Below are 13,061 nucleotides of genomic sequence, written 5' to 3' on the forward strand. Positions count from 1 at the left end.
CTATTATATCATGAAATGACCTAAGCACCAAAACTCTTGAAGAAGTTGACAATGGCTTGCCAAAGGGAGCTCAGGAAGTTGCCCCCGTCTTCTAGCGCTTTATTGGCATCAAAGTTGAGGTTGATATTTTTAAAGCTATCTCCAGCTTGGGAAACAATGCTTTCCTTGAGGTCATTTAGGGTTTTAGTGAAATCAGCATTGTTCAAAATGTCACTCTTTGAGAGGTTGAGTGCAAAATTGATGATGATATTGACCTGGTTTCCTGTTATAACCTGATCGAGTTTGTAGTTTTTTAGTGTGTCTTCAACAATTTTGCGGACATCTTCTTCTGTCAGATTGCCTTTGGCTTCTTTTGCTTTTGCGATTCCTGTCTTGATATCTGCCAAGGCGACATTGAGTTTATTGGCATCGTAACCTGACTTGTCCTTGTTTTCAGCATTGATATCGGATAAGGCTTTTAGTTCCTCTTGAGCCAAGTCTTTATTGGCTTGCGGCACTTTGGCACCATTGGCTTCTAACGAGTAGTAAATACCTGCTAGGGCGCTCTCTCCTGTAACTGGAATAGGAGCTGCAACTGTGATTTTGGCATGCTCCACTCCCAGCGTCACTGCTGCGTTGCGGTACATATCCTGCGTCACCTTGGTGATATTTTCAGGCGTTTCAATCTTGACTTCTAGAGGCGACTTATCACCCAGCTTTTGAATCTTGGCTGATGAATAGAGCTGTAGGCTAGCATCATTAGCCACATTCATAATTTTCGAGTAGATATCTGGTGTCATAGTTTTGATATCTTTGGTGTCTTTTGATGCATCATAGCCAAGTTTGCTAAGAGTTTGATTTTTCTGGTCTTCCGTTAGAGAAGAACCTAGAACATATTCAGGTTGTACATAGGTTTCATCGATTACTTTTTGAACATCTGTTGCTGCGTGGACACTCGTCATAGCTGTTGCGGCCCACAATACTGCAGCACTTGTTAGAAAGAATTTCTTTCTCATGGGATATTCCCTCCTTTGCCTTTCTAGGGTAATAAAACAATCTTAAAGAAAACTTATAGTGAAAAACACCTGGCAAAACCAGATGTTTAGAAGAAATTAAAGAATTTCATGATATAAAGGTTGAATTGTACCTGTCTAGAATAGTAATAGTTTCCACCATTTACATAGAGTTCAGCTCCGTGGAAGATAGAAATCGGGTTGATATAGGTGTAGGTTTTCCCAGTAGTATTGCCAAGGATAGGAGCGACCGTTTCACGAGAATATTGTTTAGCCAAGGCGAGAGTGTTTTCCTTACCATTTTGAGCGATAAAATCGATATAAGCGGGGCCAAAATTATAGGCTTGTACGGCTGTCCAGACATCAACGCCCTTTTCCTGAGCTAGATAGAGATTATCAGTCAATGTCTGAATTCCCTGACGAATGCTCGTCACATTGTCATTGATAGTATTTGTAGTACCGCTAGCAGACTCGCTAGACTGCATGACATCGCCTTCTTTTCCTTTCGTTTCGGTATAAATCATGGCGAGCACAAGCTCTTCATTGGCTGGAGTATCTCTTTCACTGAGGATTTCTCGAACCATGGGTTGGTAGGTCATGACTTGCTTCACATCTTGATAGATATGATAGACTTTATAGACAGCGAAAAGGAAGACTGCTAGCACTAGCACTCTTCGTAGTAATTTAAACATTATTTACTTTGAATATCCTCGATATTTTTGATTAAAATAGAATAAGTTCCATTGTCATTTTGGATAAACTCGACCGATTCTGCGTCTTGGTAAACATTATTTGGAACGATGAGTTCAATTCCATTTGACAAGGAAAGTTTTTGATTTTCAAATTTCTTTAATTGGCGACTAGCATCAATTTCATCGAACTGGACTGGTTCTGGTACGGCTTCCTTGACTAGGTCGATAAAGCTCAAACGAGCTGTCAGATTGTTGTCAAAAAGGTCATTAGCCAATTTTTCAGGTGACAGTTCATTGTTTTCTTCCAGATTGTTAAAAATCGCTGATTTGACCTTAGATTGAAATTGAAAATCATCTGTGTTAAAAGTTTCAGCAATTCTCTGAGCCGTTTTTTCCAGTTCCTTGATGGATTTCTTTGGTGAAATCTTAGGTGCAACGCTTAAGAGATTATCTGAAAAATAATTCAAGAAAGTCCCATTGTACTTGATACGTTTTTCGATGAGGTGGTACTTGCGACTCTGTAGATTAACCACCAAGGCCTCGTCAGCTCCCGTTCCAAATCCAGGAAGGTTATTCTGAGTCAGCTTGATTGGGTTATCAACTTCTCCACCAAGGTGAGTCAAGGTCTCACGTAGAGCAATTCGCAAGAAAGCGAAATGTTCAACGCCTTCTTTAGAAAACTGAACAAAAACCAAGTCATTGGTCTTGAGATTTTCAGAAATGCTAAACTCCTCTTTCCAGAGATTAGCCAGTGTTACTGATGTCTCCAACAAATCATCTGTGATGTGATTGAAGAAGGGATTTTCTTCTTCGAAAATCCCAGTCTTGGCTTCATCTGAATACACGCGTTCAATTTTTTTGCGCAGGTATTCTTCGATTTTTGGAGTGATATTGAGAAATTTATCCGCTAGAAACAGCTCAGTATCATCTGGGCTGAACTGATGGATAATAGCTTTCTTAATATAAATGTCCATAAAAGTATTAGTCCTCGTATAGTGGGAAGGCATCTGTCAACGCTTTGACTTCACTTCTCACTTCTTCTAAGACAGCTTCATTTTCTGCATTCTTAAGGGTTTTAATGATGAGTTCAGCCACTTTACGGCTTTCTTCTTCACCAAATCCACGTGCAGTGATGGCTGCAGATCCGATACGAATCCCACTTGTCTTAAATGGTGACAAGGTTTCGTATGGAATTGAGTTTTTATTTAGGGTAATATTAACCTCATCTAGCAAGTTTTGAGCAACTTTTCCGTTTTCTACAACCTTAGTCACATCAACAAGGAAGAGGTGATTTTCAGTACCACCAGAAATGATACGGAAGTCAGGGTCTTGCAAGAAGACTTCAACCATAGCCTTGCTGTTTTTGATGACATTGGCAGCATATTCCTTGAAGGCTGGGTCCAAAACTTCTTTGAAGGAAACTGCCTTAGCAGCGACAACATGCTCCAAAGGACCACCTTGAATACCAGGGAAAATAGCTGAGTTGATTTTCTTAGCTAGGTCTTCATCATTTGTCAAAATCAAACCACCACGAGGTCCACGAAGGGTTTTGTGGGTCGTTGTTGTAGTGATATGAGCGTATGGCACTGGACTTGGGTGAAGACCAGCTGCAACCAAACCAGCGATATGGGCCATATCTACCATAAGCTTAGCCCCAACAGCATCTGCGATTTCACGGAATTTTGAGAAGTCGATAATCTGAGAATAGGCTGAAGCACCCGCTACAATTAGTTTTGGTTTTACTTCTTGGGCTTGTTTCAAGATTGCATCAAAGTCCAAGAGTTCCGTTTCAGGATCCACACTGTAAGAAACAAAGTTGTAGGTTTGACCAGAGAAGCTAACTGGAGCTCCGTGGGTCAAGTGTCCACCTGCAGACAGATCCATCCCCATAACGGTATCACCTGGCTCAATCAAGGCCATGTAAGCCGCACAGTTGGCTTGGCTTCCTGAGTGAGGTTGAACATTGGCGAATTTAGCACCAAAAATTTCTTTTGCACGTTCAATAGCTAGAGTTTCTACCACGTCTACTACATCAGTTCCACCATAATAACGGCGTCCTGGGTAACCCTCGGCATATTTGTTTGTCAAGATAGACCCTTGAGCTGCCATAACAGCCTTGGAAACCACGTTTTCCGAAGCAATCAACTCGATATTGTTTTGTTGGCGTTCTTCTTCTTTGGCAATAGCATTCCAGAGATCAGCATCGTATGCTTTAAAATCGTCTTTGTCAAAAATCATAGGTCTTCTCCTTTATAGTGTGACTGGTCCTTTAGTTTAAGAAAATAAACTAAAAGATGCGAATAAACCGTTTCTGCACTTTATCACAAGTATAACCAACTTTTTCATAAAATGCATGAGCTCCCAGACGATGATCAGCAGAGTTTAAGCGGATAAACTCATAGCCTCGTCTTTTTGCTTCTTGCTCCAACCCTTGTAGCAAGCTTTTACCAATACCTTGCCCTTGTGCTTGAGGTGAAACTGCCAAGGCTAAGATATTAAATCCTGCTTTGGAATAAAGAGATTCATAGACCTCAGCGTGGACATAACCAAGTAGGAAATGATTAGCTACATCCTCATAGCCAAGTAGGAAATGATGTGCGTCTTGAGATAGTTTGGCTAGTTGACTAGCTGTTTCCTCTGGACTAAAAGAATAGCCCAAAGCCTCTTGGTTAATCTCACATATAGCATTCACATCTGTTTCTTGCAAATCTCTTAGCATCTCATTCCTCCTCAAAAGAAATCTCTGGCAACCGAGCAAGAATATCTTCTCGCTTAATCGCCCCCTGGCGTAAGATTTTCACCTTGTCTCCAGACAAATCCAAAATAGTCGAATCCTGTCCAGTTAGAAAAGTGTCGTCCTCCAGACCCAGAACCTCTTGATCAAAATCCTCTAGAATTTGAGCAAAGGTCACTCCACTCGCCTGACCCGAGATATTGGCAGACGGCCCAATCAAGGGTCCTGTCTCTCGAATCAAATCAAGTGTAATGGGGTGACTCGGCATCCGAAATCCCACCGTTGCAAGTCCAGAATTGACCCAAAAGGGAACTCTGTCATTAGCTTCGAGGATAATAGTCAAGGGACCCGGTAAAAAGGTCTCTACAAGCTTTTGGAGATAAGTTGGCTGATTCTTTGAAAAGTGCAAGATGTCCTCTAGAGAAGCGACATTAAGATTGAGTGCCTTATCTCTAGGACGACGTTTGAGTTGGTAAACATGGTCGACAGCTTTTTCGTCTAGAGCTTTGGCAAAGAGACCGTAAACTGTCTCTGTAGGTAGAACGACAGCTCCTCCCTTTTCCAACTCTTGCCTAATCCTGTCTATCATCAGCTACAACCATCCTATCTTGACCAAATTGGTCCTTGAGTGTTCGTACCCGTTTTTCAGGAAGATGTTTCCTAAAAAGCGCAGGAACACTTTGACCTTGCTTGTATCCAATTTCAAGGTAAATCTTACCACCATCTGTGAGATAGTCTTTTGCATCCTCCGCAATTCTGCGGTAAATAGCTAAGCCATCCTCATCCGCAAAGAGAGCTAGATGAGGTTCTGAATGCAAAACATTCAAACCGACCTCTGACTCATCTTCACGAGAGATATAGGGTGGATTGGATACAATTATATCATATTTTTCAGAAATTTCTGTAAAACAATCGGATTTTTTTAAAAATATCTGGAGATTCTGAACTTTAGCGTTTTCAGATGCCAAATCTAGAGCATCTTGAGAAATATCTACTGCTGTCACTGACCAATCTGGTCTGTTTTTAGCTAATGCGAGAGCTATGGCGCCACTTCCAGTCCCGATATCTAGGACCTTAAGATTTTCCTCAGGATTTTCGGTCAAGATAAGCTCCACCAACTCTTCTGTCTCTGGACGAGGAATCAAAACCCGCTCATCCACTTTTAACTGCATTCCATAAAAATCTGCCTGTCCAATGATATACTGAGCTGGTTTGTGGGACGCTAACTGCTGGAAAATTTCTTCTACAAATTGTTTTTCGGCCTCTGTTACCTCTTGCTGGAGGGCAAAGACAAAGTCTGTAAAAGAGAGATTTTTTAGGCTACGGTAGACAAAAGAGAGGCTTTCTGCTTCCTCTCCTTGTCTTATCAACTCTTCTTCAAAATCTGAAAATAATTGAGCTAATTTCATTATTTGTTTAATTCTTCTAATTTTTGTGTTTGGTCATAAAGAACCAAGGCATCCACAACTTCATCCAATTTACCAGACAAAATAGTATCTAGTTTTTGGAGAGTCAAGCCAATACGGTGGTCTGTGACACGGTTTTGAGGGAAATTATAAGTACGGATCCGTTCTGAACGGTCACCAGTACCGATTGTTGACTTTCGCTCAGCGTCTTGTTCATCTTGAGCAATCTGAGCAAAATGGTCAGCAACACGCGCACGAATGATTTTCATGGCCTTCTCACGGTTCTTCTGCTGGGTACGTTCTTCCTGCATCTCAACCTTGATATTGGTTGGCAAGTGAACAATACGCACGGCAGTCGCAACCTTATTGACGTTCTGTCCACCAGCACCTGATGCGTGGTAAATATCAACACGAAGGTCTTTTGGATCAATATCGTATTCAACTTCTTCCACTTCAGGCATGACAAGCACTGTCGCTGTCGAAGTGTGTACACGGCCTTGGCTTTCTGTCACAGGGACACGTTGGACACGGTGGGCACCAGACTCATACTTGAGTTTAGAATATACAGATTGACCAGAAACCATGGCAACCACTTCTTTGAAACCACCAACACCATTCATAGAAGCTTCCATGACTTCAAAGCGCCAGCCTTGTGCTTCCGCATACTTTTGGTACATAGTTAGAAGGTCTCCGGCGAAAAGTGCCGCTTCGTCACCACCAGCCGCTCCACGGATTTCAAGGATGATGTTCTTGTCATCGTTTGGATCCTTTGGAAGGAGCAAGATTTTTAGTTTTTCTTCGTATTCTTCTTTTTCAGCCTTGGCATCCTTGAGCTCTTGCTTGGCCATTTCTTCCAAGTCCGCATCTCCGCCTGATTCTTTAATCATTTCTTCAGCATCGACGATGTTTTGAAGGACTTGTTTGTACTCACGGTAGGCTGTTACCGTATCACGAGTAGAAGCCTCTTCTTTTGAAAGCTCCATAAAACGCTTGGTGTCAGAGACCACATCAGGGTCACTCAGCAATTCTCCTAATTCTTCATAACGGTCTTCTACAGCTTGTAGTTGATCATAGATGTTCATTTTTTCTCCTTATTTCTCAATTGTTAAATCATAGATTGCTACTACTTCGTTCTCAAATATTTCCCCAGTTTCTTTAAATCCATAACTGAGGTAACAAGATCTTGCATGTTCATTTTCTGGTTCATAAGACAACCAAAGTTTATTGCCTAAACCTGCTGGCACTGTCCGAACATAGTCCAGCACTTTATCCATAATTGGTTTAAAATATCCTTGATTTTGAAAATTCTTATCAATCATAAAACGAAATAGTAAATAATTTCCACTACTAATTCCGATCTTTTTATCATAAGCTATCATCACAAAACCTATAATTGCATCATTATCATAAACTGCCAATGGAGCTACAAAATCTCCATTTTTAGTGTAGACATATGCTTCAGCTAAACTAATTGCGTTGGTTGCAATGAATTGTTTTTGATATTCCTTGACATCCAAATTCAAAACATCAAAATAATTTTCCATTGTAACATCTCTTAGTTCAATTGTCATAGTTTTGCTCCTTATTAGATGATATCATTGGCGCAAAATAATGTTTACGGCAGACTGAGATATAGGTTTCATTGCCACCGATTTGAATTTGTTCACCATCATAGACTGGCACACCATCGTGCGTACGCAACACCATAGTCGCCTTTTTCTTACAGTACTGACAGATGGTCTTTATCTCATCGATTTTATCTGCTAAGAGCAAAAGATATTTGGAACCTTCGAATAATTCATTACGAAAGTCATTTTTCAAACCAAAAGCCATGACGGGTATGTCTAACTCATCAACAACACGAGCTAGGTCATAAACATGGTGACGCTTGAGAAACTGGGCTTCGTCGACCAAAACACAGTAAGGTTTTTCAGCTAAGTCTCGGATATAGCCGAAGATATCCGTCGTTTCCTCAATCGCAATGGCTGGGCGTTTCATGCCAATCCGACTGGATACATAGCCAACACCGTCACGCGTATCCAGAGCAGAAGTCATAATCACAACTCCCTTTCCTTGCTCTTCGTAGTTATAGGCCACCTTAAGAATCTCAATCGTCTTACCAGAGTTCATGGTCCCATAACGATAATACAACTGTGCCATGCTATTATTTCACGTCCATTTCTAAATTTTTGCTACATTCTAGTATATCATAATTTTCTGAAGCTTTAAACGGCAAAATGTGGTAAAATAGAAGAAATCAAAAACTAGTGGAGGAAGCTATTATGCCATTTGTACGCATCGATTTATTTGAAGGTCGCACGCTCGAGCAAAAGAAAGCTCTTGCTAAGGAAGTAACGGAAGCTGTTGTCCGTAACACTGGAGCCCCTCAATCAGCCGTTCATGTCATCATCAACGACATGCCAGAAGGGACTTACTTCCCACAAGGAGAAATGCGCACCAAATAAACCAGCTTAAGCAGTATTGCTTAGGCTTTTTCAATCTCCAAGTAGCATCCATTGAAGAAATAGTCTAATTTTGTTACAATTTGAAGAGATGCTTGGATACCTATCCTAAGAAAAGAAATACAAAAGGAAATAGTATGATTACACGTGAATTTGATACCATTGCTGCTATCTCTACTCCTCTTGGAGAAGGGGCCATTGGTATTGTCCGCTTGAGCGGAACAGATAGTTTTGCCATTGCACAAAAGATTTTTAAAGGAAAAGACTTGAGCAAGGTTGCAAGCCATACCCTCAACTACGGTCACATCGTTGACCCTCAAGCTGGTAAGGTCATGGATGAGGTTATGGTTGGAGCTATGAAGTCTCCAAAGACCTTCACTCGAGAGGACATTATTGAGATTAACACCCACGGTGGGATTGCGGTGACCAATGAGATTCTCCAACTAGCTATCCGTGAAGGAGCTCGATTGGCTGAACCGGGTGAATTTACCAAGCGCGCCTTTCTAAACGGTCGTGTAGATTTGACACAGGCTGAGGCGGTGATGGACATCATCCGTGCCAAGACAGACAAGGCTATGAATATCGCAGTCAAACAATTGGACGGTTCTCTTTCTGATCTTATCAATAATACTCGCCAAGAAATCCTCAATACGCTTGCCCAAGTAGAGGTCAATATCGACTATCCTGAGTATGATGATGTTGAGGAAGCTACTACTGCTGTTGTCCGCGAGAAGACTATGGAGTTTGAACAATTGCTAACCAATCTCCTTAGAACAGCTCGTCGTGGTAAAATCCTTCGTGAGGGAATTTCAACTGCTATCATCGGTCGTCCCAATGTTGGGAAATCCAGTCTTCTCAACAATCTCCTTCGTGAAGACAAGGCTATTGTAACAGATATCGCTGGTACTACACGAGATGTTATCGAAGAATACGTCAACATTAACGGGGTTCCACTCAAATTGATTGATACAGCTGGTATCCGGGAAACAGATGACATCGTGGAACAAATCGGTGTCGAGCGTTCGAGAAAAGCCCTCAAGGAAGCTGACTTGGTACTACTAGTGCTAAATGCTAGTGAACCACTGACCGCCCAAGACCGCCAACTCTTAGAAATCAGTCAAGATACCAACCGCATTATTCTACTCAATAAAACTGACCTACCAGAAACAATTGAAACTTCGGAACTACCTGAAGATATCATCCGTATTTCAGTCCTGAAAAACCAAAACATCGATAAGATCGAGGAGAGAATCAACAACCTCTTCTTTGAAAATGCTGGCTTGGTTGAGCAAGATGCTACTTACTTGTCTAACGCCCGTCACATTTCCTTGATTGAGAAGGCTGTTGAAAGCCTACAAGCAGTTAATGAAGGTCTGGAACTGGGGATGCCAGTTGATTTGTTGCAAGTTGACTTGACCCGTACTTGGGAAATTCTCGGTGAAATCACTGGAGATGCCGCACCTGATGAACTCATCACCCAACTCTTTAGCCAATTCTGTTTAGGAAAATAAGCAAAATCCATGATCGTTCACTCAGTCATGGATTTTATTGTCTTTATTAGTAATCTGGTCTTAAGACTCCTGTTACGGTTGCCTTAGTCGCTTCGTAGTCGCCATCAATAACGACCTTGATAATGCGTTTGGCATCTTCCTCTGGCGCTGGAACTAGAGGTAGACGAGTTGGTCCAGCTGCGAATCCCATGTAGTTCAGAATAGCCTTAACTGGAGCAGGACTTGGATAAGAGAAAAGGGCATTGACCTTAGGAATGAATTTACGCTGAATAGCTGCAGCTTTCTTCATATCGCTTTCTGCAATGGCAGTAAACATCTCGTGCATCTCATCTCCATTTGTATGAGAGGCAACAGAAATAACCCCATCTGCACCAAGATTCATGGCATGGAAGGCATCACCATCTTCACCTGTATAAATCAAAAATTCCTCTGGCTTATGCTCAATCAAATAAGCCATATTTGCCAAGCTGGTACATTCTTTGACACCAATGATATTTGGATGGTCAGCCAAGCGAAGCATGGTTTCTGGAGTCAATTCAACTACTACACGCCCTGGAATGTTATAGATGATAATGGGTAAGTCAGAAGCATCCGCAATCGCCTTAAAGTGCTGATACATCCCTTCTTGAGAAGGTTTATTGTAGTATGGGACGATAGCAAGACCAGCAGCAAAACCACCAAAGTCTGCGACTTCTTTGACAAACTCGATCGAGTCTCGGGTATCGTTGGTACCTACACCCGCAATCAAAGGAACGCGTCCATTGACAACCTTCTGAACAGCCGCAAACAATTCCAACTCTTCATCGTGGGTCAAGGTCGGGCTCTCAGCAGTCGTCCCTGCAAGAAGAATTCCGTCTGTATGATGGGCCAATAAATGCTCAATCAAGGCTGGAATGGCATCAAAGTTGATAGAACCATCCTCGTGGAAAGGAGTAATGAAGGCTGTGATGATTTTACACTCTTTTAAATCTTGATAAGACATGAGAAACACCTCTCTATTTCAAAGAAGGAGTTCATCCGAACTCCTAAACCATTATTTCAATTCAAATTTCAATTCAGCTATTGGACGAACCAAGCCACGCTCATGAAGCGTTTCTGCGATCTGTACAGAGTTCCAAGCAGCACCTTTAAGAAGGTTATCTGAAACAACCCACATGTGGATTCCTTTTTCAGCATCCAAGTCTTTACGGATACGACCAACAAAGGTATCACGAGAACCAACTGCATTGATGGCTTGTGGGTAGACTTGGTTAGCCACGTCATCCTCAAGAACAGCACCTGGAAAGGCTGCGATAGCTGCTTTCACTTCTTCAATTGGAGCCACTTCTTTTGTTTCAATATAAACAGACTCAGAGTGAGCTGACAAGACTGGAATACGCACGCATGTTGCAGACACTGCGATGCTATCATCTTCCATGATTTTCTTGGTTTCCTTGGTCATCTTCATCTCTTCGTAAGTGTAATCATTGTCAGTAAAGACATCGATTTGTGGAAGAGCGTTAAAAGCGATAGGATAGTGTTTCTTATCACCACCTGAAGGCAAGATTTCGGCATGCAAATCACGTGGATTCACACCATTATTCAAGACTTCACGAAGTTCACGTTGTGTTTCAAGAATCGCTCCCATACCAGCACCTGAAACGGCTTGGTAAGTTGAAACGATGATACGGTCCAAGCCCCATTTTTGACGAACAGGCTCAAGAGCAACCATCATTTGGATTGTTGAACAGTTAGGGCAAGCAATAATCCCGTTGTGGGCATCAAGTGCATGAGCATTTACTTCTGGAACAACCAAAGGAACATCTGGATTTTGACGGAAATAAGATGTGTTATCCACTACAACCGCACCAGCTTTAACGGCATACGGTGCATACTTAGCTGATGTCGAACCTCCTGCTGAGAAAAGTGCAATATCAACACCCTCAAAAGCTGTCTCAGTCGTTTCTTCAATCGTAATATCTTGGTCTTTAAATTTCAAAGTCTTGCCTGCTGAACGTGCAGAAGCAAGGTAACGAATTTTATCGATTGGAAGTGTTGATTCTTCCAACATTTTTATCATCTGAGCTCCGACAGCACCTGTCGCGCCGACTACAGCAACTGTATATCCCATAAATAACCTCTTTCGGAATTTTCTAAAAATTTCTATAATAGATGTATTATACTACTTTTTCCAGAAATTGAAAAGCATTTTTAGACTATATTTTCTGAAAACTAAAAATCCCTAGCCATTCGACTAGGGACTAAGAGGCATCTTCATGTGATGAGCAGGTTCACACAACTCATCAAGGTCCGCTCCTGCGTTGTGACCTCCTTATGCTCAATAGCAGTCCGAAGACTACCTATCGACTCATCGCATCTACTATTCTACTAAAGAGAATCTCTTTTGTCAACAGACAAAACTCTTTAGCTCATTTTCACAGAAGTATAAGAAAAACCTTGGTTTCCCAAGGTTATTTTGTTTCTATCATGCTAATTGCCGGGATTGAACCGGCGACCTCATCCTTACCATGGATGCGCTCTGCCAACTGAGCTAAATCAGCTTACCTAAAAAGTATACTATAGTTCTATGCTCTTGTCAAGCGCTCTCTTTTAATTTTATGGAATGAAAAAAGCTAGATTTAGCAAGAATCTAGCTTATAAACTTCTTATTTTGTTAGATCGATTCGCTGTCCCAGTTTATTGATCAAAATCGCACCTACGATAAGTGATGCAAACTCACCAATTCCAGTAGAGAACCATGTGAAGAAGAACGGAGCTTCTGCAACGATATGAAGTTCAGCTGCAATGGTAATCATTGAAATGGAGAAGAGGATTGAAAAGAAGAAATGATCTTTTCGAATCAAACCATTGAACAAATGGTCATTTTTGTATTTGCTAAAGAGCCATACACCTAGACTTAGGAAAACTAGGGTAGATCCCCCGCCAACAAAGACATCTATTAGACCAAAGCTAAAGAAATTAGCAATCATACAGCCAATCGTCACACCGATGATATATTTAGGGTTGTAAAAGGCCAAGAAATTCATCATCTCTGAAATACGGAACTGGTAGGCACCGTAGCTAATGGCATTAAGGGGTGGGGTGATGGTCAAAACCACATAGATAGCAGCAACGATAGCAATATCTGCCATGTCACGAACAGTTAATTTTTTCATGTTTTCTCCTTTGGCGGTTTCCCGCGTAAAATATGCTTGGTGAAAGAAGCTAAGCACCAAGGGTTGAGATTATCAACCTTACTAGTATAGCACAATAGCCAACTTTATG

15 protein-coding genes, 1 tRNA gene and 1 riboswitch are annotated in these 13,061 nt (G+C 41.5%); of the genes, 2 read left to right on the plus strand and 14 right to left on the minus strand.

Translation table 11 applies throughout. From position 1 onward, the window contains the following. Window positions 1–20 precede the first annotated feature (20 nt). From D8802_RS01125 to D8802_RS01170, 10 genes are all read right to left on the minus strand, one after another. Window positions 21–995 carry a DUF1002 domain-containing protein gene (locus D8802_RS01125; protein ID WP_125394480.1) on the minus strand — a complete coding sequence of 325 codons (975 nt, stop codon included), beginning with the start codon at window positions 993–995 and terminating at the stop codon, window positions 21–23. An 86-nt stretch (window positions 996–1,081) separates the two neighbouring features. Further along, window positions 1,082–1,684 (minus strand): lysozyme family protein, encoded by a 603-nt coding sequence (locus D8802_RS01130; RefSeq protein ID WP_125394481.1) that lies wholly within the window; start codon window positions 1,682–1,684, stop codon window positions 1,082–1,084. After that, entirely contained in the window at window positions 1,684–2,658 is a 975-nt protein-coding gene (locus D8802_RS01135) for a nucleoid-associated protein (protein WP_185758172.1), read from the minus strand. The genes D8802_RS01130 and D8802_RS01135 overlap by 1 nt, the downstream gene beginning before the upstream one ends. A 7-nt stretch (window positions 2,659–2,665) precedes the next feature. Next, the gene (gene glyA, locus D8802_RS01140; protein WP_125394483.1) at window positions 2,666–3,922 is read right to left on the minus strand and encodes a serine hydroxymethyltransferase; all 1,257 of its coding nucleotides are present in this window, start codon (window positions 3,920–3,922) and stop codon (window positions 2,666–2,668) included. A gap of 49 nt (window positions 3,923–3,971) precedes the next feature. Then, window positions 3,972–4,403, minus strand: coding sequence for a GNAT family N-acetyltransferase (locus D8802_RS01145; protein ID WP_125394484.1), 432 nt, complete (start codon window positions 4,401–4,403; stop codon window positions 3,972–3,974). A 1-nt stretch (window position 4,404) separates the two neighbouring features. Further along, window positions 4,405–5,007, minus strand: a complete 603-nt coding sequence (locus D8802_RS01150; RefSeq protein WP_125394485.1) for an L-threonylcarbamoyladenylate synthase — start codon at window positions 5,005–5,007, stop codon at window positions 4,405–4,407. Beyond that, window positions 4,991–5,827, minus strand: a complete 837-nt coding sequence (prmC, locus tag D8802_RS01155) for a peptide chain release factor N(5)-glutamine methyltransferase (RefSeq protein WP_125394486.1) — start codon at window positions 5,825–5,827, stop codon at window positions 4,991–4,993. Before prmC ends, D8802_RS01150 begins: the two co-directional genes overlap by 17 nt. Further along, window positions 5,827–6,906 carry a peptide chain release factor 1 gene (gene prfA / locus D8802_RS01160; protein ID WP_001028815.1) on the minus strand — a complete coding sequence of 360 codons (1,080 nt, stop codon included), beginning with the start codon at window positions 6,904–6,906 and terminating at the stop codon, window positions 5,827–5,829. The genes prmC and prfA overlap by 1 nt, the downstream gene beginning before the upstream one ends. 9 nt (window positions 6,907–6,915) lie before the next feature. Beyond that, the gene (locus D8802_RS01165; protein WP_125394487.1) at window positions 6,916–7,395 is read right to left on the minus strand and encodes a GNAT family N-acetyltransferase; all 480 of its coding nucleotides are present in this window, start codon (window positions 7,393–7,395) and stop codon (window positions 6,916–6,918) included. After that, window positions 7,385–7,984: a thymidine kinase gene (locus tag D8802_RS01170; protein WP_125394488.1), complete on the minus strand. Its 600-nt coding sequence runs from the start codon at window positions 7,982–7,984 to the stop codon at window positions 7,385–7,387. Before D8802_RS01170 ends, D8802_RS01165 begins: the two co-directional genes overlap by 11 nt. A gap of 122 nt (window positions 7,985–8,106) precedes the next feature. Here D8802_RS01170 and D8802_RS01175 point away from each other — a divergent pair, with 122 nt between their 5' ends. Both D8802_RS01175 and mnmE read left to right on the plus strand, forming a co-directional pair. Further along, window positions 8,107–8,289 carry a 4-oxalocrotonate tautomerase gene (locus tag D8802_RS01175; RefSeq protein WP_001117401.1) on the plus strand — a complete coding sequence of 61 codons (183 nt, stop codon included), beginning with the start codon at window positions 8,107–8,109 and terminating at the stop codon, window positions 8,287–8,289. A 134-nt stretch (window positions 8,290–8,423) separates the two neighbouring features. Continuing rightward, window positions 8,424–9,797 (plus strand): tRNA uridine-5-carboxymethylaminomethyl(34) synthesis GTPase MnmE, encoded by a 1,374-nt coding sequence (gene mnmE / locus D8802_RS01185; RefSeq protein ID WP_125394490.1) that lies wholly within the window; start codon window positions 8,424–8,426, stop codon window positions 9,795–9,797. Between the two features lie 46 nt (window positions 9,798–9,843). Here mnmE and dapA read toward each other — a convergent pair whose 3' ends face one another. The 4 genes from dapA to D8802_RS01205 all read right to left on the minus strand — a co-directional run bounded on the left by dapA (window position 9,844) and on the right by D8802_RS01205 (window position 12,952). Then, the gene (dapA, locus tag D8802_RS01190; protein ID WP_125394491.1) at window positions 9,844–10,779 is read right to left on the minus strand and encodes a 4-hydroxy-tetrahydrodipicolinate synthase; all 936 of its coding nucleotides are present in this window, start codon (window positions 10,777–10,779) and stop codon (window positions 9,844–9,846) included. Window positions 10,780–10,830: 51 nt separating this feature from the next. Continuing rightward, on the minus strand, window positions 10,831–11,907 hold the full coding sequence (locus tag D8802_RS01195; RefSeq protein WP_125394492.1) for an aspartate-semialdehyde dehydrogenase: 1,077 nt from the start codon (window positions 11,905–11,907) through the stop codon (window positions 10,831–10,833). Between the two features lie 357 nt (window positions 11,908–12,264). Further along, window positions 12,265–12,337: transfer RNA gene (locus D8802_RS01200), tRNA-Thr, on the minus strand. A 105-nt stretch (window positions 12,338–12,442) separates the two neighbouring features. Then, window positions 12,443–12,952, minus strand: coding sequence for a QueT transporter family protein (locus tag D8802_RS01205; protein WP_125394493.1), 510 nt, complete (start codon window positions 12,950–12,952; stop codon window positions 12,443–12,445). Next, window positions 12,950–13,046, minus strand: a riboswitch (PreQ1 riboswitch). (Overlaps the previous gene by 3 nt.) Window positions 13,047–13,061: the final 15 nt, after the last annotated feature.

The sequence above is a fragment of the Streptococcus oralis genome (assembly GCF_003943395.1).
Lineage (GTDB): Bacteria > Bacillota > Bacilli > Lactobacillales > Streptococcaceae > Streptococcus > Streptococcus oralis_BF.

Excerpts from the sequence above, each read along its gene's own strand:
- D8802_RS01125 (WP_125394480.1), bottom strand. The coding sequence starts at position 995 with ATGAGAAAGAAATTCTTTCTAACAAGTGCTGCAGTATTGTGGGCCGCA.
- D8802_RS01130 (WP_125394481.1), bottom strand. The coding sequence starts at position 1,684 with ATGTTTAAATTACTACGAAGAGTGCTAGTGCTAGCAGTCTTCCTTTTC.
- D8802_RS01135 (WP_185758172.1), bottom strand. The coding sequence starts at position 2,658 with ATGGACATTTATATTAAGAAAGCTATTATCCATCAGTTCAGCCCAGAT.
- glyA (WP_125394483.1), bottom strand. The coding sequence starts at position 3,922 with ATGATTTTTGACAAAGACGATTTTAAAGCATACGATGCTGATCTCTGG.
- D8802_RS01145 (WP_125394484.1), bottom strand. The coding sequence starts at position 4,403 with ATGCTAAGAGATTTGCAAGAAACAGATGTGAATGCTATATGTGAGATT.
- D8802_RS01150 (WP_125394485.1), bottom strand. The coding sequence starts at position 5,007 with ATGATAGACAGGATTAGGCAAGAGTTGGAAAAGGGAGGAGCTGTCGTT.
- prmC (WP_125394486.1), bottom strand. The coding sequence starts at position 5,827 with ATGAAATTAGCTCAATTATTTTCAGATTTTGAAGAAGAGTTGATAAGA.
- prfA (WP_001028815.1), bottom strand. The coding sequence starts at position 6,906 with ATGAACATCTATGATCAACTACAAGCTGTAGAAGACCGTTATGAAGAA.
- D8802_RS01165 (WP_125394487.1), bottom strand. The coding sequence starts at position 7,395 with ATGACAATTGAACTAAGAGATGTTACAATGGAAAATTATTTTGATGTT.
- D8802_RS01170 (WP_125394488.1), bottom strand. The coding sequence starts at position 7,984 with ATGGCACAGTTGTATTATCGTTATGGGACCATGAACTCTGGTAAGACG.
- D8802_RS01175 (WP_001117401.1), top strand. The coding sequence starts at position 8,107 with ATGCCATTTGTACGCATCGATTTATTTGAAGGTCGCACGCTCGAGCAA.
- mnmE (WP_125394490.1), top strand. The coding sequence starts at position 8,424 with ATGATTACACGTGAATTTGATACCATTGCTGCTATCTCTACTCCTCTT.
- dapA (WP_125394491.1), bottom strand. The coding sequence starts at position 10,779 with ATGTCTTATCAAGATTTAAAAGAGTGTAAAATCATCACAGCCTTCATT.
- D8802_RS01195 (WP_125394492.1), bottom strand. The coding sequence starts at position 11,907 with ATGGGATATACAGTTGCTGTAGTCGGCGCGACAGGTGCTGTCGGAGCT.
- D8802_RS01205 (WP_125394493.1), bottom strand. The coding sequence starts at position 12,952 with ATGAAAAAATTAACTGTTCGTGACATGGCAGATATTGCTATCGTTGCT.